Genomic DNA, 25,370 nt, shown 5'->3' with positions numbered 1-25,370 from the left:
CCATGTAGCCCCATAGCAACTCTTTAAGTACCTGGGACTCCATGTCGTTGGTCTTGCGGACCACCAGGGCCTGGCTGATTAGTCTCTGGTGCGGGAGGCGCGGTGGCCGAGTTCATGGGGATGGACCCAGCCGGGGTGCAAGCGTTGATCCGGCGGCTGGAATCGGGGAAGAGCGTTCTGGCGGGGGTGCGGCCGGGGTTGGAGGCCGCGATCGCCGAGGCGGGCGCGGATTGGGCCGGTGCGGGCGGGGTGACGGCGATGCACCGGGCGTGGGCGTTCTTTCATGAGTCACAGGCGGACCTGCGATGGCGGCTGGAAGTGCTGCAGCAGGTGCTGCCCGATCGGCCGCTCGGGCTGGCGACGGTGAGTCTGCCGTTCGCGGGCCAGGAGCAGGCGGCGGCAGCGGGGAAGCGCGCGGGAATGGCGTTGGCCGGCGCACTGGCCGCTCACCTGACGGAGGACACACCGCTGTCCTGGGCGAAGGTGGATGCGGAACTGGCCGCCGCAGGTCTCGACCAGACGCGCGATCCCGCCTACGCGGCGGCGTTCCTACGCGCGCTGGGCGGAATCGAGACCGTGCACACGATCTTCGGGAAGTGGATGGATTTCCACGCTGCGGGCCCGCGCCGCGGCCTTCGCGCGGAGATCTGGGACACGGCGCAGGAGTCGCTCGGGGCGTTGGCGATCGCCTTCACCGCTGCGGAGGCATCCGGCCGCCTTCCGGCGGGCTGGCGCGAAAACGTGCTGTCGCGCGCCGATCCGGCCACCCTGTCGGCCATGGTGGCGCTCGCCCGCCCTTCCGAGGAATTCCTCAATGAGGTCGGCGTCCGCCAGTTCGGCTCACGCGCCACAGGTTCGGCACCCCTCATGATGGGCCCGGACTGGAACAGTGTCCTGGTGGCCCGCGCCTACACCGCCAACCCCGTGGCCCTGCAGAAGTTCCTGGCCGAGCACAAGGAAATAGCTGGGCAGTTGCTGCGGCCAGAGTTGGTCCGGGGCAGTGGGACTAGTGAATTCCCTGCCCTGCTCGCCACGGCCTTGGATCGCGCGCTGGACCCGGGCATCGGCTCGGCGGCAACGCGGGAGAGAGCCTGGGTCAACCTGATCAACGGGGTCGGCTATGACGGGGCGGAGGATCCTGCAGGTCATTTCGCCTCATTCAGGGACTCCTCGCTCAATAAGGTGCTGGCAGAGCGGCTGGCTCCCTATCTGGGCGAACTGGCCCGTGGTCAAGTTCAGGCGACGTCTCCTGAGCTGGGCATTGTCCCGCACGGTGTGTGGAAGGGCCTGCACGAGGACGTGGCGGCTCGTTTTGTTGGCGCGCTCATGTTGGACCCCGCCGCCGCCAAGCGGTTGCAGGCCGACTTCCAGGCTTATGTCCAGCGTCTTGAAATCGGCAAGGTGCATCCTTTCAACCCCGACCCGGAGAAGCGTGCCAGATACACCCGCGTGAGCGCTGAGGCAGGTGGTCTCTCCAACCTGCTGCTGGGTGGTTCCACCTACGCGGAGTTCAGCGACGACGAGTTCCTCGACGCGTTCAGCGACGCCGCTCTGCTGCCGGTGACTTTCGGCGTCAACTGGGCCGCCAAGAAGGCCACACCGCTGGATAGCACCGCCATCGATCACGCCACGAATGGCCCGAAAGGCGCGCTGGCTGATCTCGTCCAGGATTATCTGGGTTCACGAACCTCGGACACGGCTGACGTCGTCGCCGGGAGGATCATCGACCTCGAGATGCAGGAACTGCAGGACTCGCTGGCGCGGCATGTACATGATCCACTCACGATTGAAGATTGGGAACTGCTCCGGCAGGCATTCCAAGGACGCCTCTACCCTGCGCTGGTAAAGGCTCTCCAAGCCCGGGGAGGATGAGATCGTGGCGGACAATCCACACCGGATTCTTCAGGAAGCCGCGGAGAAGGAGGCTCTGGCGACGATTTTCGAAAGCCGTGCCGGAGAGCTTGAGCTAGTTTTCAAGGGCATCCCCCCAGCATCAGGGAGCAGCGATGGCTACTGGCTCGGAGCCGCTGCGGACAGATTCGCCAACGTGGCACGTCCTCTCGACGCGGGGATTGCCGAGCTCATCGAGACTTGCCGGGCGACCGCGCGGAATCTTCGGCGGACGGCCGAACACCTTCGCGCGACCGCGATGCTGCCCACGCCCTGACATCGACTGTCACTCCTCGGGCTTGATGCAATCGGTCTTACCGACGATCAGGATGTGCGGTTCGGTAATCCGTGCTGCGACCATGAATGTCACTGCGGATTCGGGCTTGTGGAAGACAGCCACGGACAGGTCGTTGTCCCAAAAATCAAGATCATCAACTAGTTTGTCGTAGCTCATCACGCCAAGCTGGGCTTGTACGGCCCCCGCCGCGGCACCAGGATCTGGCCGTTCTGGGTTGAGGAAGTTCGCTTGCGCGCGAAAGAACCGTTGTTTCGACCCGGGGACACAGGCGGTGTCTGAATCTTTCTCGGCTTTTTCGGTTATCCGGAACTGCCCCACGCGTTGGATCAGGTAAGACGCGAGAAGTTCTTCCCCATCGGTCACCAAATTTTGGGTCGCCATCGCGAGCGTTGGCGGCTGCGCTTCGGAGCACCCCGTCAGCATGACCAAACAGACTCCAGCCGCGGCGACTCGGGAAGCCAGCTTCACCATCCGGACATTACCTGAATCGCCGCGTGCGCTGGAGGAGTTAGCCGAACGTGCACGGCTCCGCGAAGGCAGGCGGGAGCCGTACCGATGAGCGAGAACCAGCCTCGATGACTCAAGCCTTGGTCGGCCTGGCTGAGCGGATTCCGGCCTGCGGGGGAATTTCTACCTGATCATCGTATTCATGCTTCACAGCGGCATGATGTCCCTCCCGAAAGCGTTCGGGTGAGCGACGGATTCCGAAGTGGCCCGTCGGCGCCCTCGCTGGCCCCGTAGGTGATCCTGAGTTTCAGGTAGTTAGACTGAACGAGACGGTTATGATCTTGCCCCGGTTTGGTGGACACCTGATCTCTGGGGAACCCTGGTTCCCGGAAGAAGGAGTCCACTGTGCCGAACAACTATCCGCCGGAGTTTCGCCGGCAGATGGTGGAACTGGTGCGCGCCGGACGGTCGCCGGAGGAGCTCGCCAAGGAGTTCGAGCCCTCCGCGCAGTCGATCCGTGTCTGGGTGCGCCAGGCCGACCTTGATGACGGTCGCCGCCAAGACGGTCTGACCAGCGCCGAGCGTGAGGAGCTGGCGCGGCTGCGACGCGAGAACAGGATTCTCCGTGAGGAGAAGGAGATCTTGCGTAAGGCCGCGGCTTTCTTCGCGCGGGAGACGGATCTGCCGAGATGAGGTTCCGGCTGATCCATGCGGAGAAGGACCACCATGATGTCTCCCTGCTGGCCCGGGTGCTGGGTGTGTCGCGCCAGGGTTACTATGCCTGGGCGGCTCGACAACGACGCGGTCCCTCGCCCCGGGCCCGCCGCGACGCCGAGCTGACCGCCAGGATCCGCGACCATCATCGAGCCTCGGATGAAATTTACGGGGCGCCGCGAATCCACGCCGACCTGCGGGAGATCGACGGCATCGGTGTCGGGCGCAAGCGGGTGGCCCGGCTGATGCGGGCGGCCGGGCTCGCTGGAGTGACCCGCCGCAAGGGCTGCCGGACCACGATCACTGACAGGCAGGCCATCGCTGCCGCCGACCTGGTCGGACGGAGGTTCACCGCGGCCGGGCCGGACCTGATCTGGACCGCTGACATCACCTACGTGCCGACCTGGCAGGGATTCCTCTACCTGGCGGTGGTTCTTGATGTGTTCTCCCGGCGGATCGTCGGCTGGGCGATGGCCGATCACATGCGCACCGAACTGGTGACCGACGCGTTGGCGATGGCGATCCACCAGCGCCGCCCCGACGCCGGGGTGATCCATCACAGCGACAAGGGCAGCCAGTACACCTCGATCGCGTTCGGCCGGCGCTGTGAGCAGGCGGGCATCCGCCCGTCGACGGGCCGGACCGGGACGTGTTTCGACAACGCGATCACCGAGAGCTTCTTCGCCTCCCTGGAGTGCGAACTGATCGACCGGCGCTCATTCCGCACCAGGTCAGAGGCCGAACGGGCGGTCTTCTCCTACATCGAGGGGTTCTACAACCCACGCCGCCGCCACTCCGCCAACGGCCAGCTCAGCCCCGCCGAATACGAACGCCGGCATGCGTCCAACGACACTCAAGAAGCCGACTATGCTGCCGCGTAGCCGCAAGCCCTGATGTGTCTACCAAACCGGGGCAACTTCAGTTATGAGGGTGCGGATGTGGCGGGCGGCGCTGTCCCGTGGTCGCCGCCACCGTACCGACCGGGCGGGCGTCAGCGCGGTGAGCACCTGTTGCCCGGGCGGGTATCCATCGGGGCTGAAACCTGTTTCATGGCAGCGAGAGCGTGGCCTCGGTGTCGTATCGTTGGCGCGTTATCGAAAGGGCCGCACGTGATTGCCTCTGAAGATGGATTCCACCGCAGTCTGTACCAGGTGAAGCATGAGTCCCTTTCCGGGCAGACGGCGCAGACCGAGGGTATGCGGCGACTGGAGGCGGTGTCCGGCCGGACCGTCGGCTCGGAGAACCTGTGGATGGGGCAGACCCATGTCGCACCGGCCACCGCGTCTGCCAACCACCATCACGGCCGCTCCGAGACCGGGATCTACGTGGTCAGCGGCCATCCGCAGTTCGTCTTCCTCGACGAGACCGGCGACGGCGAGCCACGCGAGACCACGCTGCGCACCGGTCCCGGCGACTACATTTATGTTCCGCCGTGGGTGCCGCACCGCGAGGAGAACCCCGACTCCGATGAGGAGGCTGTGGTCGTCATCGCGCGCACCACACAGGAGGCGATCGTCGTCAACCTGCCAGACCTGCGCTGGGTCGGCCCCGTCGGGACGACCTCGCTCTGACGTCGGCAAATCATGATCGAACTCTTTCGTCGCATCACAGGCGAACCAAGGACGTCCAGCCGCCGCCACTCGGGCCGCTTGTCTCACCTATTCGAGGCGTGATCGCCGCAGTTGTTGATCACCAGCATGGCCGATCTTCAGGGCGGGTCTGGTTGCCTACGGAGGCTGTGGGCGGCGAGAGGCTAGCGATCGCAAGAAAACCGGGGAGTCCTGGAGATACCGCCGCCGCCTTCCGCGCGGGCGAATGACTCTCGCAGGCGGGGCGGATCGGCGCAGCGTCACCTCCGGCCCGCTTCTGCGCTACATGTGAGTGACCTCGCAGGCGGGGGCGGATCGGGGGCACGCGCCAAGCCATGGTCACTCGGCGGCGCGGCCTGTTATCGCGGCGTCGGGCTGCTGCCGACGGGGACGAATCCGGTGCCGGCCCGGTAGTTGGGGGACTGGTGACGGAAGTAGGTGTTGTAGACCTGGCAGTAGCGGCCTCCGCGAGCCAGGAGGGTCGTGTGGTCGCCCTCCTCCACAATCTGGCCGTGGTCCAGCACGATGATGCGGTCGACGTGTTCGATCGTGGACAGCCGGTGCGCGATGACGATGGAGGTGCGGCCGGCCAGGACCAGGTCGAGCCCCTCCTGGATCTGGGCCTCGGTCAGCGGGTCGACGCTGGCTGTGGCCTCGTCCAGGACCACGATCGCGGGATCCTGGATGAGCAGGCGGGCTAGGGCGACGAGTTGGCGCTGGCCCATGGACAGGGCGCGGCCGTGCTCGCCGACGTCGGTGCGCAGGCCGTGGGGGAGGGCGTCGAGCCAGTCGCCGCCTCCGACGGCCGCAGCGGCGGTGAGCACCTCCTCGTCGTCGGCCTCGGGTCTCGGGTAGCGGATGTTGTCGGCGACCGTGCCGCTGAACAGGAACGGGATCTGCGGGACCGCGCCGATCTGCCGGCGGTAACCGGTCAGGTCCAGGGTGCGGACGTCACGATCGTCGATCAGCAGGCGGCCTTCCTGGAACTCGTAGAACCGGGTGATCAGCTTGCTGAGCGTCGACTTGCCCGCGCCGGTGTGGCCGACGAGCGCCACGGTCTCACCGGCTTCGATGATCAGGTTGAAATCCCGGAGCACGGGGTTGGCCGGATCGTAGCCGAAGGTGACGTCCTGGAACTCGATGCGGCCCGCCAGCGTCCCGGCGGGCTCCGCGGCGGTCTGCACCACGCGGGGCGGGGCGTCGATCAACGCGAAGACCCGCTCTGAAGCGGACAGGCCCTGCTGGAACTGGGACCAGAAGGCGGCGATGGACGTCAGCGGGATCCAGAAGAGCGACACCCCTTGAAGGAAGAGATACCAGTCACCGGCGGACACGCCGCCCGCGAGCACCGTTGTGCCCCCCAAGTACACGAGCGCGACCGTCGCCAGCCCGGCCACCAGGAAGAGCACCGGGAAGATGGTGGAGAAGACGAATCCCTGCTTGAGCGTCACCTGGTAGCTCTGCCGGTTGATGGGCCGGAACTCGTCGTAGACCTGCTGCTCCTGGCGGAAGTTCTTGGCCACCGCGATGCCGCCCATGGTCTCCTGCAGGTTGGCGTTGACCCGGCTCAGTGAGCGCTGCGCCCTGCGGGTACTGGCCCTGGCCAGGCGCCGGAAGAGCAGCGCCAGGCCCATCACGACCGGCACCACCAGCAGGGTCAGCAGGGCGAGCTCGACACTGCGCAGGAACAGCAGGACCGTGACGAAACCCACCATCAGCACCTGGCTGATCAGGTCCATCGTCAGCGTGGACACCGTGGCGAAGTCGTCGGTGTCGGACGTCACCCGGCTGACGATCCTGCCTGACGGCGTCTCGTCGTAGAACGAGAGATCGCGCTCCAGCACCGCGTCGAACGCGTCTTCGCGGAGGCTGAGGACGACGTCGCCGGTGACTCTCGCGCTGTAGGCCTGCCGCACGAAGTTGAACAGCCAGCCGAGCGCGCCCGCGAGCAGGAGCGCTCCCGTGAGCTGCCACCCCACCTCGGCGATCGTGCCGTCCTCGATCGCGTCCACACCCCAGCTGGCCACCAGCGGCATGGCCGCCTGGCTCGTCGAGGCCAGCACGATCATGACGGCCACCAGGCACATCGCACCAAGCTTCGGCCGGAAGTATGACGCGATCCGGCGGAGCAGGTCACGGTCGCGGTAGCTGCGGTCGTAATCTTCGGCGTCGAGGCCGTCCATGAGGAAGCCCATCAGCGCGCCCCTCCCTGCTCGCTCGCCAGGACCGGCGCCTCGGGCGTGTCCGTGACTTCGTCGTAGTGGGCGAAGATGCGCCGGTAAAGGCGGCTGCGCGCCAGCAGCTCGTCGTGCGTGCCGTAGTCGACCAGTTCGCCGCGCCTGAGCAGCAGCACCTTGTCCGCCCAGCGGATCTGGGAGAGCCGATGGGTGATCATGAGCGTGGTGCGGCCGTCGAGAACGCGGCCGATCGCCTGCTGGATCTTGTCTTCGGTGGCGGAGTCGATGGCGCTGGTCGAGTCGTCGAGCACGAGGATCGCCGGGTCGGTCAGCAGCGCCCGCGCGATGGCCAGGCGCTGGCGCTGGCCCCCCGAAAGAGTGACGCCGCGCTCGCCGATGACGGTGTCGTAGCCGTCGTCGAGCTCGGCGACGAACTCGGCGGCCTGGGCGTCCTCCGCCGCCCTGACCACGGACTCGCGATCGGCCCGCTGGCCTTGACTGAAGGCGATGTTCTCGGCCACCGACCGGGAGAAGAGCACGATGTCCTGCTCGATGGTGGAGATCTGGGAACGCAGCGAGTCGAGATCCCAGTCACGCACGTCGACGCCGTCCACGAGGATCCGGCCGGAGGTGACGTCGTAGATCCGGGGGACCAGCTTCGTCAGCGTGCTCTTGCCCGAACCGGTCTCGCCGACGATCGCCACCGTCTCGCCCGGGCGCACGGTGAACGTCACCCCGCGCAGCACCGGTTCCCCCTCCTCATGGCCGAACGTCACGTCATCGAAGACGATCTCCCCGCTGATCGGGGCGGCGTGGCCGTCGGCCCGCTGCTCCAGCTCCGTCTCGGAGTTGACGATGGTCAGGATCCTGCGGGCAGACACGATCCCGATCTGCAGCAGCGAGAAAGTGAAGGTCGACATTTGCGTCGGGAAGCCCAGCATGCCCATGAGCCCCATGAAGGCGACCACCTCGCCGATGGTGATCGCTCCCGTGCCATGCAGGTAGATGGCGTGCCACAGCGCCCCCGCCATCGCGAAGGCGAACAGGAGAGTGGGCAGATAACGGGCCTGGACCAGACCGTTGGCGACGAAAGAGTCACGGTACAGGCGCGCCTGAGATCGGAACCTCCGCCGCTCCTGCCCCTCTTGCGCGGTCACCTTGATGACCTCGATGCCGCGCACCGCCTGGCTCAGCCCCGCGTTCAGCTCCCCGAACTGCTCACGCATGCGCGTCGCCACCGGGTTGAGCTGCCGCATGTAGTGCCAGAGCGCGACGGCGAAGACGACCGCGAAGACTCCAGGCACCAGCAGAAGCCGCGGGTCGATCACGACGATGAAGAAGAAGGGCACCAGCCCGTTGAGGCCAGAGTCGACGATCAGGTCGGCTCCCGGCGTGACCATGATGGACAGCTGCCGGATGTCGTTGGCGGCCCGCGCCATGAGGTCGCCGACTCGCTGCCGGTTGTGGAAGGTCTGGCTCTTGCCGAGCAAGCTCACATACAGCTCGTCACGGGCATCGCGCTCCAGCCGCTTGGCCAGGACTTCACTCGACAGCCGTGCGACGACATCGAACAGCCCACGGACCACCACGATCGCCACCAGCGCTAGCGCGATCACCCCCAGAGCCGACGACGGCTCACCCCGCTCGCCCAGCACCGCGTCGAAGGCCACCCCGGTGAGCTGCGGAACCGCGGCGTTGAGCACCACCATGACCAGCGACCCGCCGAGGAACCCGACCAGATGCATCGGATGGCGGCGCAGATGGGACCAGAGCCAGCGCACCGGCCCACGCCGGTCATACGGCGGCCCCGAAACGGAGAACTCCGAACTGCTGGTCGTCACAGCCACGGCTCCCCCCAGCCCATATCGGCGACAACATCGAAACTGTTGTCTATCACCAGCCTCCGACAGTTTCCCAACCGATTTCCCCGGCCCACGCTCCACCAGCTCTTGGCCGAACACCTAGGCTGCGCACGGAGACTGGAATGGATGTCCGTGTGGCCGAGGCCGCGGCGATCCTCCGCGAGCTCGGCCACCAGATGCGGCGGGCCCCGCTTCTATGTCGGCGTCCTCGGTCCGGCTCCCGAGCAGGTCGAGGCCATGCTGGAGCGCTACGACTGGGCGAGTCGGCCCGCCCTCGCCCTCCTGAGCTGATCGCGTCGGGAAGTCAGGCTGCCTTGATCGCGCCACCGTCGATCAGGTAGTCAGCACCGGCGATGCTGCCGGCGAGCGGCGAGGCCAGGTAGACGACCAGTGCGGCTACCTCGGCGGGCTCGACGAACCGGCCCGTCGTCATACCCGCCTGTCCTGGCAGTGCCCGGAGCAGCTCCTCGTGCGGCACCCCCAGCCTGCTGGCCAGCTGCGCGCCGTATCCCTGTGCTCCCTCCCACATCGAGGTCAGCGACGGGCCGGGCGAGACCGTGTTGACTCGCACGCCCTGCGGCCCGAACTCCTCGTTCAGCGCCTTCCCGAATGCGGTCAGCGCCGCCTTCGCGGTCGTGTAGATGACCGGTCCGGCGCTCGGCTGCCGGGCGCTGTTGGAGGAGATGTTCACGATCGCGCCGCCCCGCTCGACCAGGCTGGGCATCGCGGCCCGGGTGACGCGTACCGCGCTGAGGACGTTCAGCTTGTACGTCTCCAGCCAGTACTCGTCGTCGAAGGAGAGGAACCCGCCGGCCTGCCCGTCCCCCTCGCCGCCGCCCACGTTGTTCACCAGGATGTCGACGCCGCCCAACTCGGCCATCGCCCGCTCGCCCAGCGTGGTGGCGCCGTCGGCGGTGGCCAGGTCGGCGGTCACGACGAGTGCTCCCGTCTCCTTCAGCTCGGCGGTGAGCGTACGCGCTCCGGCGACCACCCGCACTCCCTCGGTTGTCAGCGCCCGCACGATCGTCAGGCCGATCCCTCGGCTGGCACCGGTGACCACTGCGGTCTTGCCGTTCAGTCCTAGATCCATGACAGAGCCCTTCCGTTCACTCGCAACACCTCCGATGCGTTGACGCTACAAGATGCAACAGCAATGTTGCAAGTTCTCATCAACCAAGGACGTTGATGTAGCCTGTCGAGGTGAGCAAGATGCGCTCGGACACAGAGCGGACCGTGGGGACGATCCTGCAGGCGGCCGAACGCGTCCTCAGCCGGAATCCGGCGGCGAGCATGGAGCAGATCGCCGAGGCCGCCGGGGTCGCCCGCACGACCGTGCACCGCCGCTTCGCCTCACGCGACACGCTCGTCGACGCGATGACCGCCTGGGCCACACGGCGGTTCGCCGAGGCCGTCGAGTCGTCCTACACGACCACGGCTCCGCCCCTGGTCACGCTTCACCAGGTGACCGCGAACGTACTCCGCATCAAGATCGACTGGGGATACGCGATGAACCGGACCACCTCGGCCGATCCCGAGGTCGCGCGTGTGCACGCCGAGGTCCGAGATCGGTGCGACGAGATGTTCCGCAGGGCACGAGACTCGGGCCTGCTCCGCGCGAGCGCCGATCTCACCTGGGTGCGCCGCGTCTACTACGCGCTCATTCACGAGGCTGCGACGGCACCGGACGAAGGCCTGGATGCCGACGCCCTGGCCACCCGCCTCGTCGACACCCTGCTGCACGGTTTCGGCGAGCGTTAATCGCCCATCCACGCAGCCTCGCCCGGACAGCCGGTCCAGCTTCGGATGGGTGAACTGCCGGCGAAACTGGACGGGGGATGAGCGCGTGGTGATAGTGCGACGGTGGTGTCAGGCTATGGAGAGTAGGTTCCGGCAGGAGTCCCGGTCGTATGACAGCCCGATCCGCTGGAACCACGGCACAGGGTTGCCCATCACCGGATCCCAGACCTTGTCGTTGGCGACGAGGGCCTGAAGGTAGATTCGCTGCGCGTCCGTGAGGATGGGTGGCTCGCCGACAGGGACGGGGAAGGCCGCCGCGAGCAATGGCCCCCAGTCGGACTCCACGGTCCAGTGACTGGTCATCGAGGCGATCGCTAGTGCGGACGGCAGTAGTTCGTCGAAGGACTTCGCTCGTTGCACGGCGGCGGCGACGAGCGCGAATCGGAGGAAGCCGGAGAGTTGACGAGGGTGGTCGTCGAGCCATGAATCCGCCTCGGTCGGATTCCGTAGAGCGGTCAGGATCTCCTGTGTCGCGGCGTCGTCGTCGGCCAATGTGGGGGCGAGTGCCGCGCAGGCGCGTACGGCGGGATGGGGATCGGTGAGGAAGGCCCGGGGTGTGGCACCGACCTCGCCAAGCGTCAAGACGATGGCGCAGCGTTCATTGTGATCCTTGGCTTGGTCGGCGGCCTGTTCGAGGCGCACGACGAGATCATCGGTACTCGCGATGGCGCCGGGGACCAGGGCGAGGGCGCCGACCGCCCCGACGGCGTCGGCCCGCACCCGGAGATCCGGGTCGTCGAGACATGCGATGGCCGAGCCGAGGAGAACCGGTGCGATCGCCCGGATGTCGAGCACGACCCGAGCCATGATCGCATCGATCGATTCGTCCCCCCACGCTCCTTCATCCCCGGCCAGAATCGCCTCCAGCGCCGTGTCGATCTCGTCTTCGCGATCTTCCGGGTACGCGACGGCCCTGATCTCCTCTTCCGCGGTGTCCGGCTCTGCCGCCTCAGCCACCGCCGCGAGAAAGCGGAGCATGGAGCCCCGCAGCGGCTTGGCTTGGAACCCGGCGGCGGCCGAGATTGAGTCGCTGGCGGGCTCCGCCGATCCCAGATCGGCCAGCAATCCCGCCACGACCAAGGCTGCCGGCGGCGTGACCGACCAGGGCGTGCCTTGGTGGATCACCGCGCTCCACAGGTGATCGAGGGCTTCTTCCCTCGCATCTTCGTCATCACCGGTCAACGCCCGCAAATGCGCCGGGGTGTCCGACGCCACGCCGTACGCATGGAACAGACGCGACCAGTCGACCTCGGCCACAGCGGCCCAGCCAGAATGCATGGGGGAATTCTGCCGTACGGCGACCGCCTGGTTGCCGGAACCGATCAGTCACCCACCGGGATCACGCATGGGGACCAGGAGAGACCCCTCTCCGCAAATCGTCGTTCTGGCCATCGGTTGTTACAACCTGTCAGCCATGGCCAGATCGGCCATTTATGGCTTCGGCGGCGAGTGTCAGGGCTTCGTCATCGATCACTGTTCTCCTTCCCGCAGGCCGCCTCCTCGCCATGGCGAGGAGGATCACCAGCGGCGAGCTACGCGAGGGCGCGCGCAGGGCCGCCGGTCTTGCCGGACGGGACGACCCGCAACGCGCGGGAATCCGGCGCTTCTGTCGCGCGCGCGTAGTGCGAAATCTGCGCGGCACGACGCCGCTCGAATTCGGTCCACGTATCCGTCATCTCTTTTCCTTCTTGAGTGAGTACGACTTTCAGCGAGCGCGCTTCATTCCGCGAGCTGAAACCACACCACCTGGCCCGTCACCCCCTCATGCCAGCCCCACATTGAGGCGATCTGACTCACCAGCCAGAGACCTCTGCCCCCGCAACCCTCCCCATTGGGATCCACGACGACCTCGGGCTTACTGCTGGGCGACCCCTGATCGATCACCTCCACCCGGACGACCCCCACCTCCCGGCAGACCACCACGGACACCGAGCCGCCCGGTTCACGCCCCGAATCCGAATGCCGGATCGCGTTCCCCAGTAATTCCGATGTCAGCAGCAACGCGTCATCGATCCGGGTGCACCCCGCGCTCACCAGCACGTCCCGGACGTATCGCCGGGCCAGCGGAACCGACTCCGCCACGCCAGGCAGATCCGCATACCACAGCACGCTCCGCGACAAAGCGACTGACACGCCCATGGTCCTCTCTCCGAACTTCGGGCCAAATGTGACGCCACGTCATGTCCGACCCGATCATCTGGTGCATTTGTCGGATTGCTGTCATATCCGCATTGGCAAAATAATTCTGAGGGGTTCCAGATTGGCCAAAGACACGCTTTATTAGTAGGAGAACACCTCGCACAAAGATGTCACGAATAAGCCCAGTCGAATGGGGCTGGGTGTCAATAACCGTCAGAATTTGTCAGTACGCGGTGAGCGTGAAAGCAGGGGCGTACATGGAAAATGATCTCGGTCCGCGTCTTACGCCGGCTCAGCGATTCGGCAGGGAACTCTCGCGCGTCCGCAGAGAAGCGGGCCTGACCCAGGCGCGTCTCGGCAAGCGCCTGGAATGCTCATCCTCACTGGTGGCGCACATCGAGATCGGCGACCGGAATCCCAAGCCCGACTTCGCCGCCCGATGCGATCAGATATTCGGCACAGGCAACCTCTTCGGCCAGCTATGCCGGAACATCACATCCCCCACGGGACCGGAATGGTACGTCCGCTGGGCGGAACAGATCGAGCCCGGCGCGCGAGTCCTGCGCAGCTGGAATCCGCTGCTGGTTCCCGGCCTGTTCCAGACCGAGGCGTACGCGCGGGCGGTCTTCCAAGGCGCCCTGGCCACATCGGAGCAAGAGGTCGAAGACGGCGTCAGCGCCCGCCTGCGCCGCCAGCTAATCCTGGAAAGGGAGAAACCCCCCTCGGTGTGGGCACTCATGGACGAGGGCGTGCTACGCCGCCTCATCGGAAGCCCCGAGGTCATGTACGAACAACTCGACCGCCTGACGTCACTGGCCACCCGCCAGAACATCCTGATCCAGATCCTGGCCCCCGAAGCTCCTTGTACGGCGGGCTGGGCATCGGCCTTCAGCATCGCCGAGTCGGTCAACGCTCCGACCGTGGCATCGGTCGAATCGGCAGGTCGTGGCGAGGTGTCAGCGGAGCACGAGTTCGTCTCCATGATGTGGAATCGATATGACAGGATACGAGCAGACGTGTGCCCGTCCACGCAGTCGCTCGGCATGATCAAGGAAGCACGGGATCAATGGAAACAAAGGATGTGATCAGCGTGGATCTCTCCAAGGCCGTGTGGAAGAAGAGCTCCCGCAGCGCCGACAACGGCGGAGAGTGCGTCGAGGTCGCTGTCAACATCCCGGGAATCGTCGCCGTCCGCGACAGCAAGAACCCCCACGGCCCCGCTCTCACCTTCACCTCCGCCGAATGGCGCGCCTTCCTCGGCGGCGTAAAGCACGGCGAATTCGACGCGAGGGTTTCACCGGGGCAATGACACCGCCGCCCGCCCGACGGCCGCGAACGGGCTGACGTCCAGCCCCTGCGATAGTCCCGGGAGCCGGCGGGCAGGCTCAGCGTTTGCCGCACAGCGCTGCCAAGGCGGCCCACGCCGGACGGTAGGGCGACGTGGGCGGCGGGATCGCGTGCCGGCAACACAGCGAGCTGGTCGTGCGCGCCCGCACGATAAACCCAGCGAGAGCGTAGATGCGCGCTCGCAGCCGGGCATGTAGGCGCATGGGATCGCAGATATTCATGATGCGTTTGATGTCTGGTTCTGCGTTGGCGGGCTGCGGGGTCTTCGCTCAGTCGGAGCGGTTGCTTCACCCGCACTGACAAATTTCGGAGGTACTTGTGCTCAGCACAAGGTGGCCCGCCCCGGCCTTCGCGGCCGCGGCGGTCATCGCCATGCTTGGCGTGACCGTCCCCGCAGCCGGCGCGACGACACACGATTCCAAACCCGATCTCGGCGTCCCCTGCTCGGCCGACGTGGCCCTGCGCGGCTTCACCGACAGCCTGGACAAGACCACGTTCGAGGGCACCCCCGTCGGGGGCTTGTCCGCTTTCGCGCTGCTCCGCGATGACCGCGCCCTGGCCCTCGTGGACAACACCGGCACCGTCCCCGCCCGCCTGTACGAGATCGCCCTCACCCCCGGGAAGAAACCCCTCTCGGCCGAGGTCCGCGACATGACGACGCTGCGGCGGCCGGACGGCGTTCCGTACACCGGCGCCGACTTCGACGGCGAGGGACTCATCATCGAGCCCTACGGCAAGACCGTCCTGGCCAGCTCCGAGACCGAGCCGTCGATCCGGCGGTTCCGGCTCTCCGACGGCCGGCAGGTCGCATCCTTCGACGTGCCGGCCAGGTTCCGGGTCACTCCGGCAGGCGAGGCGCAGGTCAACCAGACCTTCGAGTCGCTTACCGCCACGTCTGACGGCAAGGTGCTGTACGCCGGCATGGAAGGGCCGCTGTCCGCCGACGGCCGCGACGCGGCGGGCTCAGGCCGGCAGCGGATCCTGCGGTATGAGGGCAGCTCCGGCGGCACCTACACCCCGGCCGCCCAGTACGCCTACCGCACCGACCCCGGCCTCGGGCTGGTCGAACTGGTGGCGCTCGGCGACGACCAGCTGCTGGCGCTGGAGCGCGGCTTCACCGCGGGCGTGGGCAACACCGTGCGGGTGTACCGGGTCTCCGCCACCGGCGTGCCGGACGTCTCCGGCGTCGCCTCGCTGGCCACCCTGACCGACCCGCGCGCCTGGCTCGGCAAGCGGCTGCTGGCCGACCTCGTCGACTGCCCGCCGTCCGGGGCGACCGCCAAGCAGCCCCAGCCGAACCCGTTGCTGGACAACATCGAGGGCATGGCGCTCGGCGACCGGCTGGAGGACGACACCCGCATCCTCTACCTGATCTCCGACGACAACAACAGCGCGACGCAGATCACCCGGGTGTACGAACTGAGCGTCCGGATCCCGGACGAGGCGCGGTTGCGGGACCGGGCGTTGCTGTCCGCGACCGACTACCAGCCCGGCCCCGTGTCCGGAACGCAGCTGGCGCCGACCACCGTCAACGGGATCACCCCGCCGTTCCCCGGCCAGCCGATCCCGGGCTTCTCCGCGGTGATCCCGGTCAACCGGGGCTCCAAGTCCGCCAACCGGCTGCTCGCCATGCCGGACAACGGGTTCGGGGCCAAGAACAACTCGGCCGACTTCCTGCTGCGGGCGTACGTCATCGAGCCGGACTACCGGAGCGGCGAGATCGACGTGCGCAGCCACATCAGCTTCCGCGACCCGGACCGCAAGGTGCCGTTCCCGATCGTGAACCAGGACACCCCTGACCGGCTGCTGACCGGGGCCGACTTCGACATCGAGTCGCTGGCCTGGGACGCGAACGGCACCCTGTGGATCGGTGAGGAGTTCGGGCCGTACCTGGTCAACACCGACCGGACCGGCAAGGTGCTGCGGGCGCCGATCCCGCTGCCGGACGGCACGAAGTCTCCCCAGTCGCCCGATCTGGCCCCGGGTGAAAGCCCCACCCTGCCGGCCAGCCGAGGGTTCGAGGCCATGGCCGCCAGCGAGGACGGCTGGACGCTGTACCCGATCCTGGAGGGCGCCAAGACCAACGATCCCGACCAGCGCCGGCGCGTGGTCTACGAGTTCGACGTCCGGGCCGGTGCGTACACCGGTCGCACCTGGTCCTTCCGGGTCGACGACCCGGGGCTCTTCGTCGGCGACGCGTCGGTGCTCGACGGCCGGCGGCTGCTGCTGATCGAGCGGGACAACAACATGGGCCCGAGCTCGCAGATCAAGCGTCTGGTCGTGACCGACCTCGACGCCGCGGGGCCGGACGGCGTGCTGCCCCGCCGCACCGCCGTGGACCTGCTGCGGATCGCCGACCCGAAGGGCGTGTCCACGCCGGCCCGGCCGGGCGAGTACGGGGTCGGGGACCTGTTCTCCTTCCCGCTGCAGTCGGTCGAATCGGTGCTGCCGCTGTCGGGCGACCGGGTCGTGGTGGCCAACGACAACAACTTCCCCGGAAACGACGGGCGCATCCCGGGCCGCGCCGACGACACCGAGGTGATCGTCATCGACGTGCCAGGCCTGCGCGACTGACGAAACCCTGAAGCGCCACCCCCGTCGGACCGGGCAATCCACCGACGGGGGTGAGCGTGATCATCCACGGCCTCGGTTCGCGCCGCGCCCTACGCGCGGCATGGGTGGTTCATCGGCGTCGCGACGATCGGCGTGCTCCTGCGATTGGGTGCGATGCTCGGGTATCGGCCGGCGATCCCCGCTGGTGGACAAGGTCGCGGCGCACAACCCCAGAAGTGATTAACCGCTCGCCACTCCGCCTGTCAGGTGACCGCGCGTATGACGGTGAGCGACGCCCGTGTGCTGGCCCGAGCATTCGTCAGCCGCTGCTCCGCGCCGACCACGCCGGGTTCTTCGAGCATCGCGGCGGCGGCCTCGGCAAGCTCGACCATGGCGGATGCCATCATGTCGGAGGCGTGCCGGCCGTTGGACGTGGTGGCCTCCGCCGACAGTGCCGACGCCGTCTGACTCGCCTTCCTGGCGCGCTTGATCGCATCCTCCAGCCATGCCCGGCGCACCTCCCCAGCGTTGTCCGGCTCGCAGCTGGCGATGGCCTCCACGGTCAGTTCCCCAAGGATGCCCTGGCCGGTCACATACGTGCCTCTGCTGCGTTCTCGCCAGGTCTCTGTTTCGAGAGGGGTGGCTGTGTCTGAGCCGGATACGGTACGCGAGCGTGATCGTCTCGCGAACATGATCGCGCCCACGATCACGCCGCCGACGACTATCCATTCCACCAGGCTCACTATCACTCTCCGTCGAGAACGGCCCGCGGTTCCGCTCTTTGCCGCGGGTGCTTTTCATTAGGCCGCGTCGAGCATGCCGGCAAGTGCTGCCACTCTCCTTCGCGCGTCAGCGAGGGCGAGTCGTTCTCTCTCGACCTCGGCCAGCCCTCCATGCACGATCTGGACCGCATTGCGGTATAGGGAATTGATCCGTTCGTCTTGATCCTGGAGATACTTCAGCTGGCAATGGGCGCACCAGCGGGCGGTGGCTTACCGCCGCGGCTATGGCCGGAAATTCGCGGCGGTCTCGAGAGTGAGATGCACGGCGGCCAGGCGGCAGGGAGGGCCGCTCTGGCCGCCGCGGCCCCCGACGAGGCGATGACCTGCGCGCGAACCCCTTGGTTACCGAGACCGGTTCCTCTTGTTCCTGGAGTTGAGGAAGATGCCTCCGACGGTGGCGGCTCCCAGGATCGACGCCGCCTTGACGATGGCGCTTGACCGTCGGCGCTGCGCGCTCGCGCGTGCGAGCGCGGCGATCAAGCCGGTGACTCCGGTGATGATCGCCACGATGATGGTGGGGTCCATTTCTGCCCTACCTTCCTCAATTGCGCAAAATGCTAGTGGTGGATGGTGCGGAATTGGCGTCGTGCAAGACTGCATTGAGGAGCCGCTTGAAGACCTCCACGGGTGGCTACAGGTAACTCACCTCTGGAGGAGCCGTTCGTCTATCTAGATGTACCTGCGGCCGATGGCGTCTTGTATCCCAGTTTTCTGGGATATCTACGGGCCGGCACCTAGACTTTGGCGCATGAAAGCCGACATGGTCGGGTTCGAACAGAAGCTGGCCCGACAGCACAGTGCTCTTGACGTGCTCAGCGTTACTGCTTCAGAGGTCCTTAACCGGGTGCCCGCTGATGTGTGGTGCACTGTCCTGCTCGACCCCTCCACGTTGCTTGACACTGGCGGCCAAAACGTGGCGGGTTTCCCCGATGAGTACCTCACCCGCCTGTTCGAGATCGAGCATTTAGAAGCAGACGATCCAGGTAACCTGCGCGATCTCGCGAATAGCGCTGCTATGACCAGCCTGCTGAGCCGCTCGACGGCGGGTCGGCTCGATGTCAGCAAGTACTACCAAGAAATCCTGCGTCCGCAGGGACTGGGTGATGAACTACGCGTCGTCATGCGCGACGGCCCCCGTGTCTGGGGAATGATCGTGATGTGCCGCGAATCTGGGGCGGCGCCTTACACGGCCGCGGATGAGGCAGTCGCCGCGCAGGTGAGCCGTCCCGCGACGGTGGCGCTACGGCGCTCTCTGCTCCTGAGCGGGGTGGATGAGGGCAGGATCCCGGATGCGCCAGGGTTCATCGTGGTCGATCGAGACGCGACTGTCCGAACCGCATCGCAAACCGCGCTTTCCTGGCTGGAACTGCTTCAAGACGGAGCCCCGGGTCAGGCCCGCCCCCTACGCGCGGTCATCTCCGCGGCGCGACGGTCTGGGGTAGCGCGTTCTCGCGCCCTCACCCGGTCAGGCCAATGGGTGGCGCTTCAGGCGTGGTCGATGGATCAGAGAGAAGAGCAACTCGTCGCCATCTCCCTCGGCCCACCCGAACCCGGTGAACTCACCGCGGTGATTCTCGGCGCGTACGGCCTGAGCGAGCGGGAGCAGCAGATTACCCAGCAGGCCATGCGTGGTCACTCCACCGAGCGGATCGCCGCGCATCTGAATATCAGCGCTCACACGGTTCAGGATCACCTCAAAAGCGTTTTCGTCAAGACCGGTCTGGGCAGCCGGCGGGCACTCGTCGCGGACATCTTCTTCCGCCACTATCTGCCCTCCTTCGGCGATGGTCCGTTGTCGACCGACGGACGACGTTTCGCTTGAAACACAGGGATAGCCCGACTTTCTGCCGAGCCCGTTATGTGACTCTCCGCACGAGACAACTCCTCCAGGTTCGAGATCAGTGCCAGAGAGTGATCCTCGTCCCCTGCGGGACCTGGCCCACGGGGTTCTGGGAGATCACTCTGCGGCCGCCGACGACCTTGCGGACGCGGACATCGAAGCCCGCGGCCTGGAGTTCCTTACGGGCGTCGTTGACGTCCTTGAAGCGGACGTCCGGGACGGTGACGAAGTCGGGGGCGGCGATGGACGGATCGCGTTCCCAGGGCCAGAACGGGGTGTCGGGGCCCTTGGACACGGTCATGCAGATCTTGGTGGTGGCTTCCATCTCGGCGCCGCCGGCGGGGTCCTGGGCGATCACCGTGCCGGGCGCGGCGTCGTCGGTGACCTCGTTGACGCAGTCGGTGGGGTAACCCTTGCTGGCCAGGAACTGCTGGGCCTGATCGCGCATCATGCCGGTCACGTCGGGCGCGAGGAGCCCGGCGCTGACGACCAGGATGACCGAGGAACCCTTGCGAACGCGCTTGCCGACGACCGGGTCGGAGCGGACCACCAGGCCACGGGCGATCTTGTCGCTGGCGGTCTTGCGGACGCGCGAGACCGTCAGACCGGCTTCGGAGATCCTCAGCCGGGCGTCGGCCTCGCTGAGGTTCTCGGTCTTCGGCACCGGGACGGTCTCCGGACCGGCCGACGCGATGATGGTCAGGACCGTGCCCTTGTCGACCTCCTGGCCGCCGGCCGGCTCGGTCTCCAGGACGATGTCCTTGGCCACCTTGCCGTCGAACCGGGCTTCGCCGATCTTGACCTGGAAGCCGAGGCCGCGGGCCTGCTGCTCGGCCAGCTTCACGTTCTGGCTGACCAGGTTGGGGACCTTCAGGGTCCGCTCCTGCGAGAAATACCACCCGCTGAACGCGATCCCGACCAGCATCACCACGGCGAGCCCGGCGATGAACCAGATCGGCCGCGAGTTCTTCTTCGCGCGCGGCGCGGCGGCGGGCAGGTCGAAGCTGGGCTGGATGGTCGTGTGCTGGACCGGGGCCTGAACGCCGGGGGCCGTGTGCTGCCCGCTGGTGCGGGCCAGGCCGCGATGCGCCTCGACGGCCGCGACCAGCATGGCCGCCGCGTCGGCGGGCCGCCGGTCGGGCTCCTTGGCGGTGGCGGACAGCACCAGCTGGTCCAGCGCGGGAGGCGTCTCCGGCGCCAGCTGCGAGGGGGCGGGCACGGTGTCGTGCACATGCCGGTAGGCCACCGACATGGGCGACTCGCCCTCGTACGGCTGGTGCCCGGTCAGCAGCTCGTACAGCATGATGCCCGCCGCGTACACGTCGGCGCGCACGTCCGCGACGCCCGCCATGACCTGCTCGGGCGACATGTACGCGATGGTGCCGATCATGATGCCGGACTTGGTCTGGTTGCTGGCCTCGATCGCGCGGGCCAGGCCGAAGTCGACGACCTTGACCCGGCCGTCCTCGGTCAGCAGCACGTTCTCCGGCTTGACGTCGCGGTGGATCAGCCCGGCCTGGTGGGCCGCGCCGAGGGCGGCCAGCACCGGGATCATGATCTCCAGGGCTTCCCGGGCGGGGATCCGCCCGCGCTCCCGCAGGACGTCGCGCAGCGTCTTGCCCGGGAAGTACTCCATCGACAGGTACACGTGGTCCCCGTCGGTGCCCTGGTCGAAGACGTGCACCACGTTCGGGTGCGACAGTGAGGCGACGGATTTCGCCTCGCCGATGAACCGACGCACGAACTGCGGGTCCTCGGCCAGCGAGCGGTGCATCACCTTGACGGCGACCATGCGGTCGAGCCGGATGTCCAGAGCCAGGTAAACGGAGGCCATACCCCCCCGGGCGATCCGGGACTCGACGCGATAACGCCCGTCGAGCGTGTGCCCTACGAGTGGGTCGGTTAGCGTCGTGTCCACGGCCCAGAGTTTACGGGTGATTTGCCACCCCCAGAGCGTGGGAATCCCAAACCGAGACCCATAAAAAGCTTTACTGGCTTTTTGGATCGCTCCGGTCACGCGCGGGTGACGACGCTTCAGCGTAGTGGCGGCGGGGGATGCGGCCCGCCAGGCGCGCGCGCCGGCCTGCGCTGACCGCGTCGCGCATGGCGGCGGCCATCAGCTCAGGGCGCCTGGCCCGGGTCACGGCGGTGGCCAGCAGCACGGCGTCGCAGCCGAGTTCCATCGCCAGCGCGGCGTCGCTTGCGGTGCCGATCCCGGCGTCCAGGATCACCGGCACCTGGGCCGACTCCACGATCAGCTCGATGTTGTGCGGGTTGCGCACGCCGAGCCCGGACCCGATCGGCGCGCCCAGCGGCATCACCGCCGCGCACCCGGCCTGCTCGAGCCGCCGCGCCAGGATCGGGTCGTCCCCGATGTACGGCAGCACCGTGAACCCGTCCGCGACCAGCCGTTCCGCGGCGTCGAAGGTCTCGATGGGGTCCGGCAGCAGGGTCCGCTCGTCGGCGATGACCTCGAGCTTGACCCAGTCGGTCCCGAGCGCCTCCCGGGCCAGCCGGGCGGTCAGCACCGCCTCCCCGGCCGTGAAACACCCGGCCGTGTTCGGCAGCACCCGGATGTCCCTGGCCCGCAGCACGTCCAGCACCGACCCCTGGGCGGCCGGGTCGAGCCGCCGCATGGCCACCGTGGTCAGCTCGGTCCCGGACGCCACCAGCGCCCGGTCCAGCACCTCCAGCGACGGCGCGCCCCCGGTGCCCATGATCAGCCGGGACCCGAACTTCTCGCCGCCCAGCACCAGCACATCGTCATCCACGCCCGTCATCCTCCCTGCACCGCCGTCAGCACTTCGATCCGGTCCCCGTCGGCGAGCGCCGTGGAGTCCCAGGCCCCCCGCCGCACCACCTCGTCGTTGACGGCCACCGCCACACCCCGCGTCCGCCCCGTCAGCGCCAGTACGGCATGCGCCACCGAAGCCCCTTCGGGCAGCTCGTGACCGCTGCCGTTGATCGTCACTCGCATCTGTTTCCTCGATCGAATCGGGCCGGGTCGCAGGCGGCCAGGCTCAGGGGCGGCGGAGCGCCGGTGAGCAGGGCGGCGACCGCGTCGGCCGTGATGGGCGAGAGCAGCACGCCCGCCCGGTGGTGCCCCGTCGCCACGTACACGCCGGGCAGGCCGGTGGCGCCGATCAGCGGCAGGTTGTCGGGGGTGCCGGGCCGGAAGCCCGTCCTGGTCTCGGCGAGCTCCAGCTCGGCGATGCCGGGCACCAGGTCGCGGGCGTCCCTGAGCAGCTGGTAGACCCCGCCCGCGGTGACTCTCGGGTCGAAGCCCTGCTCCTCCATGGTCGCGCCGAGCGTGATCTCGCCGTTCTCGCGCGGCACCAGGTAGACCGGCACGCCGTGCACCCAGCCCCGCACGCATCCGGACAGGAAGCCGCGAGGGCCGTGCAGGCGCAGGATCTGGCCCTTGATGGGGCGGACCGGGAGGCCGGGCAGCAACGCCGCGGACCGGGCACCCGAGGCGACCACGATCTGCTCGGCCCGGACGGCGCCCTCCGCCAGCCGTACCAGACCGGACTGGACTTTCACCGCCGGTTCCGGGACGAACGTGGCGCGCGCCCGGGCCAGCGCCGCGCACAGGGCGGGGGCGAGCAGGCGCGGGTCCACCCAGGCGTCGTCGCGGGCCAGCAGGCCGCCGCGCACCGACGGCGCCAGCATGGGTTCGCGCTTACGGCATTCGCGGCCGGTCAGGCGCTCGACCCGCAGGCCCAGCGTCTCCTCGAAGCCGGCCAGGTCGTCCAGCTGGGCCAGGTCGTCGGAGTCGTAGGCGATCTCCAGCGTGCCGTCCGTGCGGTAGTCGACGGTCCGGCCGCTCGCCTCCTCCAGTTCGGTACGGAACGACGGCCACCGGGCCAGCGACTCCAGACCGAGCCGTAACAGCGGCTCCTCGGTGAAGGTGACCTCGCTGACCGGCGCCAGCATGCCCGCCGAGGCGTAGGTCGCGCCACGCCCGGGATCCGGATCCACGACCGCCACCCGCAGTCCTCGCAGGGCGGCCCGCCAGGCGATGGCGAGGCCGACCACACCGGCCCCGACGACGGCCACGTCGAAATCGGTATTCTTGCCACTTTCCGAAACTGCGGATTCAGGCACCGCGCTCCCTTCGCCGGCATTATCCGGATCAGGTGTCATAGCGGTCGAGAACCTGGAGAGTTCTCCTCTCAGCCCGGTCAGCCGGACTCCCGCGCGTCTTACCGCATCAGCCTACTCGGGTCCGCACCCGCAACGCACAACACGCCATTTACATACTGTGCGCGGTACTTACCCAATTTGTTACCCAATCTCCATTGGCGAGTGCCCCCGTAGGCAATCTATGGTCAGGGCGTGGATCACGTCGTGGTGGTGGGAGCCGGCCTGGCCGGTATTCGGAGTATCGAAGCCCTGCGAGCCCACGGGTTCGCCGGCCGCATCACGCTCGTCGGGGAGGAGGCCCATCGCCCCTACGACCGCCCGCCGCTCTCCAAGGCCGTGCTGCTCGGCGCCGCCGACTCCTCGGTGGTCGACTCCGACCTGGACGCGCTGGATGTGACGCTGCGGCTCGGCACGGCCGCCAAGGGCCTGCGCGACGGCGTCGTGGAGACGACCGACGGCGAGCTCCAGTTCGACGGCCTGGTGGTCGCCACCGGGGCCGCCCCGATCCTGCTCCGCGGGGAGGGCCACCAGCACGTCCTGCGGACCATCGACGACGCCCTGGCGCTGCGCGCCAAGCTGCTCCCCGAGACCCGGGTGGCGATCATCGGCGCGGGCTGGATCGGCGCCGAGGTGGCCACCGCCGCCGCCCGCGCGGGCTGCCAGGTGACCGTGGTCGAAGCCGACGACGCGCCGCTGGCCGGCGCCCTCCCGGTGGGCGCCTACACCATCCCGTGGTACGCGGAGGCGGGCGTCGAGCTCCTCCTCGGCACCAAGGTCGGCACGGTCGACCCGGACGGCCTGACCCTGCTCACCGGCGACCGGATCGAAGCCGACGTCGTCGTCACCGGCGTGGGGGTGCGGCCCGCCGTGGCCTGGCTGGAGGGCTCCGACGTGGAGCTCGACAACGGCGTCCTGGTGGACGAGCACCTGCGCACGTTCGCCCCCAACGTGGTCGCCGTCGGCGACTGCGCCAACTGGTGGTCGCGCCGCTTCGGCCGCCGGATGCGGATCGAGCACTGGGACAACGCCCTCAACGGCCCCGACGTGGCCGCCGCCACCCTGATGGGGGAGTCCGCCGTCTTCGACCCGGTCCCCTACTTCTGGTCCGAGCAGTTCAACCACATGGTCCAGTACGCGGGCCACCACGCCGGAGCCCGCATGATCCTGCGCGGCGACCCGGAGCGCGACGCCGGCTGGTCGGTCTGCTGGCTGACCGACGACCACCGCCTCACGGCCATCCTGACCGTCGACCGCCCGCGCGATTTGCTCCAGGGCCGCCGGCTCGTCGAAAGCCGCCAGAGGGTCGACGTGGTACGGCTCGCCGACCCCGGCGTGACCCTGCGTGATTGCACTGTGGCGTAATCGAAGTGTTTCATGGCGCGCGCCATGTGGTAATGGTGGTGGCGTGACGCTTACTGTTGCGCAGATCGACCGAGAGACCGACCAACTGGTGGGGGACTGGCTTCCGCTCTCAACGGTCGCGGAGAAGCTGGGCCTGAGCATCGGCCGGGCCAAGCAGCTCATCAAGGACAAGAAGCTCGTCGGAGTCCGCAGAGGCGGAGGCGAGCCGCAGATCCCGGCGGTTTTCCTGGCCGGAGACGATGTCATCAAGGGCCTGCCCGGCACCCTGACCGTGCTGGCGGACGCCGGATACGGCGAGGTCGAGTCCATTCGCTGGCTGTTCACCAGCGATGACTCGCTCCCCGGCGCGCCCATCGACGCGATCGTGGCGGGCCGCCACACGGAGGTCAAGAGGCGGGCCCAGGCGCTGGGCTTCTAACGCCCGGGC

25 protein-coding genes and 1 riboswitch are annotated in these 25,370 nt (G+C 67.8%); of the genes, 12 read left to right on the top strand and 13 right to left on the bottom strand.

The window, feature by feature from the left end; genetic code table 11:
- The first annotated feature begins 102 nt into the window (after positions 1–102).
- Together Amac_RS19395 and Amac_RS19390 are read left to right on the top strand one after the other, a co-directional pair.
- A complete protein-coding gene (locus Amac_RS19395) occupies positions 103–1,872 on the top strand; it encodes a hypothetical protein (RefSeq protein WP_155355778.1) in 1,770 nt (589 codons plus the stop codon).
- 4 nt (positions 1,873–1,876) lie between these two features.
- Entirely contained in the window at positions 1,877–2,167 is a 291-nt protein-coding gene (locus Amac_RS19390; protein ID WP_155355777.1) for a WXG100 family type VII secretion target, read from the top strand.
- Positions 2,168–2,176: 9 nt separating this feature from the next.
- On the opposite strand, the gene Amac_RS19385 is transcribed toward Amac_RS19390, so the two are convergent.
- Positions 2,177–2,617, bottom strand: coding sequence for a hypothetical protein (locus tag Amac_RS19385; protein WP_155355776.1), 441 nt, complete (start codon positions 2,615–2,617; stop codon positions 2,177–2,179).
- A 459-nt stretch (positions 2,618–3,076) separates the two neighbouring features.
- Between Amac_RS19385 and Amac_RS19380 the strand changes: the two genes are divergently transcribed.
- Positions 3,077–4,230 (top strand): IS3 family transposase gene (locus Amac_RS19380; protein ID WP_155355860.1). Its coding sequence is split into 2 segments (ribosomal slippage): positions 3,077–3,290 and positions 3,290–4,230, totalling 1,155 coding nucleotides; the frame shifts between segments, so codons are not numbered across the junction.
- 270 nt (positions 4,231–4,500) lie between these two features.
- The gene (locus tag Amac_RS19375) at positions 4,501–4,920 is read left to right on the top strand and encodes a cupin domain-containing protein (protein ID WP_246268480.1); all 420 of its coding nucleotides are present in this window, start codon (positions 4,501–4,503) and stop codon (positions 4,918–4,920) included.
- Between the two features lie 377 nt (positions 4,921–5,297).
- On the opposite strand, the gene Amac_RS19370 is transcribed toward Amac_RS19375, so the two are convergent.
- Positions 5,298–7,133 carry an ABC transporter ATP-binding protein gene (locus tag Amac_RS19370; RefSeq protein WP_155355775.1) on the bottom strand — a complete coding sequence of 612 codons (1,836 nt, stop codon included), beginning with the start codon at positions 7,131–7,133 and terminating at the stop codon, positions 5,298–5,300.
- A complete protein-coding gene (locus tag Amac_RS19365; protein ID WP_246268479.1) occupies positions 7,133–8,956 on the bottom strand; it encodes an ABC transporter ATP-binding protein in 1,824 nt (607 codons plus the stop codon). The genes Amac_RS19370 and Amac_RS19365 overlap by 1 nt, the downstream gene beginning before the upstream one ends.
- Positions 8,957–9,103: 147 nt before the next feature.
- Here Amac_RS19365 and Amac_RS19360 point away from each other — a divergent pair, with 147 nt between their 5' ends.
- Positions 9,104–9,268 (top strand): hypothetical protein, encoded by a 165-nt coding sequence (locus tag Amac_RS19360; RefSeq protein WP_155355774.1) that lies wholly within the window; start codon positions 9,104–9,106, stop codon positions 9,266–9,268.
- A gap of 13 nt (positions 9,269–9,281) precedes the next feature.
- On the opposite strand, the gene Amac_RS19355 is transcribed toward Amac_RS19360, so the two are convergent.
- Positions 9,282–10,067, bottom strand: coding sequence for an SDR family NAD(P)-dependent oxidoreductase (locus Amac_RS19355; RefSeq protein WP_155355773.1), 786 nt, complete (start codon positions 10,065–10,067; stop codon positions 9,282–9,284).
- 119 nt (positions 10,068–10,186) lie between these two features.
- Here Amac_RS19355 and Amac_RS19350 point away from each other — a divergent pair, with 119 nt between their 5' ends.
- Complete coding sequence (locus Amac_RS19350) at positions 10,187–10,735, top strand: TetR/AcrR family transcriptional regulator (protein WP_155355772.1); 549 nt, start codon at positions 10,187–10,189, stop codon at positions 10,733–10,735.
- Positions 10,736–10,843: 108 nt separating this feature from the next.
- Here the strand turns inward: Amac_RS19350 and Amac_RS19345 are convergent, their stop codons facing one another.
- From Amac_RS19345 to Amac_RS19335, 3 genes are all read right to left on the bottom strand, one after another.
- Entirely contained in the window at positions 10,844–12,052 is a 1,209-nt protein-coding gene (locus tag Amac_RS19345; RefSeq protein ID WP_155355771.1) for a hypothetical protein, read from the bottom strand.
- 254 nt (positions 12,053–12,306) lie between these two features.
- Entirely contained in the window at positions 12,307–12,450 is a 144-nt protein-coding gene (locus tag Amac_RS19340; RefSeq protein ID WP_155355770.1) for a hypothetical protein, read from the bottom strand.
- Positions 12,451–12,493: 43 nt separating this feature from the next.
- Positions 12,494–12,907, bottom strand: coding sequence for an ATP-binding protein (locus tag Amac_RS19335; RefSeq protein ID WP_170322563.1), 414 nt, complete (start codon positions 12,905–12,907; stop codon positions 12,494–12,496).
- Between the two features lie 263 nt (positions 12,908–13,170).
- Here Amac_RS19335 and Amac_RS19330 point away from each other — a divergent pair, with 263 nt between their 5' ends.
- The 3 genes from Amac_RS19330 to Amac_RS19320 all read left to right on the top strand — a co-directional run bounded on the left by Amac_RS19330 (position 13,171) and on the right by Amac_RS19320 (position 16,834).
- The gene (locus Amac_RS19330; protein ID WP_170322562.1) at positions 13,171–13,998 is read left to right on the top strand and encodes a helix-turn-helix domain-containing protein; all 828 of its coding nucleotides are present in this window, start codon (positions 13,171–13,173) and stop codon (positions 13,996–13,998) included.
- Positions 13,999–14,003: 5 nt separating this feature from the next.
- Entirely contained in the window at positions 14,004–14,222 is a 219-nt protein-coding gene (locus Amac_RS19325; RefSeq protein ID WP_218041173.1) for a DUF397 domain-containing protein, read from the top strand.
- 356 nt (positions 14,223–14,578) lie between these two features.
- Positions 14,579–16,834: an esterase-like activity of phytase family protein gene (locus tag Amac_RS19320; protein ID WP_218041172.1), complete on the top strand. Its 2,256-nt coding sequence runs from the start codon at positions 14,579–14,581 to the stop codon at positions 16,832–16,834.
- Positions 16,835–17,076: 242 nt separating this feature from the next.
- Here the strand turns inward: Amac_RS19320 and Amac_RS19315 are convergent, their stop codons facing one another.
- Complete coding sequence (locus Amac_RS19315; RefSeq protein WP_155355766.1) at positions 17,077–17,547, bottom strand: hypothetical protein; 471 nt, start codon at positions 17,545–17,547, stop codon at positions 17,077–17,079.
- Positions 17,548–17,937: 390 nt separating this feature from the next.
- Positions 17,938–18,120, bottom strand: a complete 183-nt coding sequence (locus Amac_RS19310; protein ID WP_155355765.1) for a hypothetical protein — start codon at positions 18,118–18,120, stop codon at positions 17,938–17,940.
- 223 nt (positions 18,121–18,343) lie between these two features.
- Between Amac_RS19310 and Amac_RS19305 the strand changes: the two genes are divergently transcribed.
- On the top strand, positions 18,344–19,417 hold the full coding sequence (locus Amac_RS19305; protein ID WP_170322561.1) for a helix-turn-helix transcriptional regulator: 1,074 nt from the start codon (positions 18,344–18,346) through the stop codon (positions 19,415–19,417).
- Positions 19,418–19,493: 76 nt separating this feature from the next.
- Here the strand turns inward: Amac_RS19305 and pknB are convergent, their stop codons facing one another.
- The 4 genes from pknB to thiO all read right to left on the bottom strand — a co-directional run bounded on the left by pknB (position 19,494) and on the right by thiO (position 23,494).
- Positions 19,494–21,353, bottom strand: a complete 1,860-nt coding sequence (pknB, locus tag Amac_RS19300) for a Stk1 family PASTA domain-containing Ser/Thr kinase (protein WP_155355763.1) — start codon at positions 21,351–21,353, stop codon at positions 19,494–19,496.
- A 70-nt stretch (positions 21,354–21,423) separates the two neighbouring features.
- Complete coding sequence (locus Amac_RS19295; protein WP_174900190.1) at positions 21,424–22,215, bottom strand: thiazole synthase; 792 nt, start codon at positions 22,213–22,215, stop codon at positions 21,424–21,426.
- Positions 22,212–22,412 (bottom strand): sulfur carrier protein ThiS, encoded by a 201-nt coding sequence (gene thiS / locus Amac_RS19290; protein ID WP_155355761.1) that lies wholly within the window; start codon positions 22,410–22,412, stop codon positions 22,212–22,214. The genes Amac_RS19295 and thiS overlap by 4 nt, the downstream gene beginning before the upstream one ends.
- Positions 22,403–23,494 (bottom strand): glycine oxidase ThiO, encoded by a 1,092-nt coding sequence (gene thiO / locus Amac_RS19285; RefSeq protein ID WP_246268478.1) that lies wholly within the window; start codon positions 23,492–23,494, stop codon positions 22,403–22,405. The genes thiS and thiO overlap by 10 nt, the downstream gene beginning before the upstream one ends.
- Before the next feature lie 36 nt (positions 23,495–23,530).
- A riboswitch (TPP riboswitch) is annotated at positions 23,531–23,645 on the bottom strand.
- Positions 23,646–23,773: 128 nt separating this feature from the next.
- Here thiO and Amac_RS19280 point away from each other — a divergent pair.
- Both Amac_RS19280 and Amac_RS19275 read left to right on the top strand, forming a co-directional pair.
- Entirely contained in the window at positions 23,774–24,943 is a 1,170-nt protein-coding gene (locus Amac_RS19280; RefSeq protein ID WP_155355759.1) for an NAD(P)/FAD-dependent oxidoreductase, read from the top strand.
- Positions 24,944–24,986: 43 nt separating this feature from the next.
- Positions 24,987–25,361, top strand: a complete 375-nt coding sequence (locus tag Amac_RS19275; protein ID WP_155355758.1) for an Rv2175c family DNA-binding protein — start codon at positions 24,987–24,989, stop codon at positions 25,359–25,361.
- Positions 25,362–25,370: the final 9 nt, after the last annotated feature.

It is taken from the genome of Acrocarpospora macrocephala (assembly GCF_009687865.1).
GTDB lineage: Bacteria > Actinomycetota > Actinomycetes > Streptosporangiales > Streptosporangiaceae > Acrocarpospora > Acrocarpospora macrocephala.
The sequence above is the reverse complement of the archived record's forward strand: the minus strand, read 5'-3'. Positions and strand labels throughout refer to the sequence as shown.

What these genes read in the sequence shown, in the direction of transcription:
- Amac_RS19330 (WP_170322562.1), top strand. Translation starts at nt 13,171, where the DNA reads ATGGAAAATGATCTCGGTCCGCGTCTTACGCCGGCTCAGCGATTCGGC.
- thiS (WP_155355761.1), bottom strand. Translation starts at nt 22,412, where the DNA reads ATGCGAGTGACGATCAACGGCAGCGGTCACGAGCTGCCCGAAGGGGCT.
- Amac_RS19355 (WP_155355773.1), bottom strand. Translation starts at nt 10,067, where the DNA reads ATGGATCTAGGACTGAACGGCAAGACCGCAGTGGTCACCGGTGCCAGC.
- Amac_RS19305 (WP_170322561.1), top strand. Translation starts at nt 18,344, where the DNA reads ATGAAAGCCGACATGGTCGGGTTCGAACAGAAGCTGGCCCGACAGCAC.
- Amac_RS19370 (WP_155355775.1), bottom strand. Translation starts at nt 7,133, where the DNA reads ATGGGCTTCCTCATGGACGGCCTCGACGCCGAAGATTACGACCGCAGC.
- Amac_RS19340 (WP_155355770.1), bottom strand. Translation starts at nt 12,450, where the DNA reads ATGACGGATACGTGGACCGAATTCGAGCGGCGTCGTGCCGCGCAGATT.
- Amac_RS19360 (WP_155355774.1), top strand. Translation starts at nt 9,104, where the DNA reads ATGTCCGTGTGGCCGAGGCCGCGGCGATCCTCCGCGAGCTCGGCCACC.
- Amac_RS19295 (WP_174900190.1), bottom strand. Translation starts at nt 22,215, where the DNA reads ATGACGGGCGTGGATGACGATGTGCTGGTGCTGGGCGGCGAGAAGTTC.
- Amac_RS19310 (WP_155355765.1), bottom strand. Translation starts at nt 18,120, where the DNA reads ATGGACCCCACCATCATCGTGGCGATCATCACCGGAGTCACCGGCTTG.
- Amac_RS19350 (WP_155355772.1), top strand. Translation starts at nt 10,187, where the DNA reads ATGCGCTCGGACACAGAGCGGACCGTGGGGACGATCCTGCAGGCGGCC.
- Amac_RS19345 (WP_155355771.1), bottom strand. Translation starts at nt 12,052, where the DNA reads ATGCATTCTGGCTGGGCCGCTGTGGCCGAGGTCGACTGGTCGCGTCTG.